This is a genomic window from Actinomycetota bacterium (assembly GCA_030682655.1).
Classification (GTDB): Bacteria; Actinomycetota; Coriobacteriia; order Anaerosomatales; family JAUXNU01; genus JAUXNU01.
This window is the reverse complement of sequence record JAUXNU010000001.1, coordinates 1-1,243: the sequence shown is the minus strand read 5'-3', so window position 1 is coordinate 1,243 and position 1,243 is coordinate 1. Positions and strand designations below refer to the sequence as shown.

Genomic DNA, 1,243 nt, shown 5'->3' with positions numbered 1-1,243 from the left:
TCACAAGCACAATCAGGATTCGAATTCCCTTGGGGGCACCATTTGTTCGCAGGTCAGAGGCCCGGGTAGCCCGATTTCGAGTGCGAAATCGGGCTACAATTGTCTTCGTGCTGACAGTGGGTCTGGGGCAAAGCCGCAGCTCAGAGTATGTGACGGCGCACTCGTGCAGCTGAATAGCAGTCCCTGTTGCGCGGAATGCCGCGGGGGCCGTCTTCACTCGGGTCACGGCAAAGGCCCCGGCTATGGGCTGTACGTACTCGACCTGGACCGCAGCCAGCCTCTGAACACTCGGCTGACGACCGGCATCACGACCCACGTCATCAACGTCACGGATAGCGCGGTGGTGACGAGCGACCGGACTGGCAGCGGCCACCCTGCAATGAGCAGACCGACGGTGTAGGCGACGAATAGCACCGTCGGGTAGAGGCCGATCTCCGTGAGGATCGCCTGCTTCCAGACAGGAGGGGGCGTCCCGTAGGAGCACGAAGGGTCATGGAACCAGAACTCCAACCCTGTGGCCCTCTCGACGCGGGGTTCGCCCGCGATGAGTTCGCGCGAGGCATCAAGCCAGCTCGATCTCTCGGGCGAGTTCTGCCAGTTCTCGAAGTTGGCAGGCGTGTCAAAGCGATAGACGATTGTGTGTTCGCCACCCGCCTCAGCCGGTCTGATATGTCCGGCCCCCAGGTGCCCGGGGAACCTCTCGGCCGCTTCGCAGATTCCGAGCGCCCACGTCTCGAAGTCAGCCTCGCGTTCCCGACGGACGCGCCTCGACACGGCTACGGTCACAGGTCCTGCGTACTCGCTCATTCGGATCAATCCTGTCTGTCGGGGGTTCCTAGCCGTCGCCATCAGCCTCGGCGAATGCTCGCCGAAGCGTCGCCTGAAGCAGTGCCGGATCGTCCACGATCCACTCTTCGCCGAGCAGCCCTTCCGCGTGGAGCCGCTCTCGGGTGAAGTCGGTGCTCACCGCGATGCAGCGCATCCCAGCTGTCAGGGCGGCCCGGACCCCGGACGGGGAGTCTTCGATCACGATGCATTCCGCAGGGGCCACCCCAAGCTCGCAGGCGACGAGCAGGTCGATCTCGGGGTCCGGCTTGTTGTGGTTGACGTCGTCGTTGGTCGCGACGAAGTCGAATGCGTCGGCGAGCCCGATTGCGCCGAGTACGTGGCGCGCAGCCGCGCACGACGAGGCTGTCGCCAGGCCGATGCGACAACCGAGCGACCTCGCGGTGCCGATGAGCTC

2 protein-coding genes are annotated in these 1,243 nt (G+C 64.5%); both read right to left on the bottom strand.

All coding sequences use genetic code 11. From position 1 onward, the window contains the following. Positions 1-240 precede the first annotated feature (240 nt). Positions 241-807 carry an antibiotic biosynthesis monooxygenase gene (locus Q8K99_00010; GenBank protein MDP2180938.1) on the bottom strand — a complete coding sequence of 189 codons (567 nt, stop codon included), beginning with the start codon at positions 805-807 and terminating at the stop codon, positions 241-243. A 28-nt stretch (positions 808-835) separates the two neighbouring features. Continuing rightward, a partial coding sequence (locus tag Q8K99_00005) for an HAD-IA family hydrolase (GenBank protein MDP2180937.1) occupies positions 836-1,243 on the bottom strand: 408 nt, incomplete at its 5' end.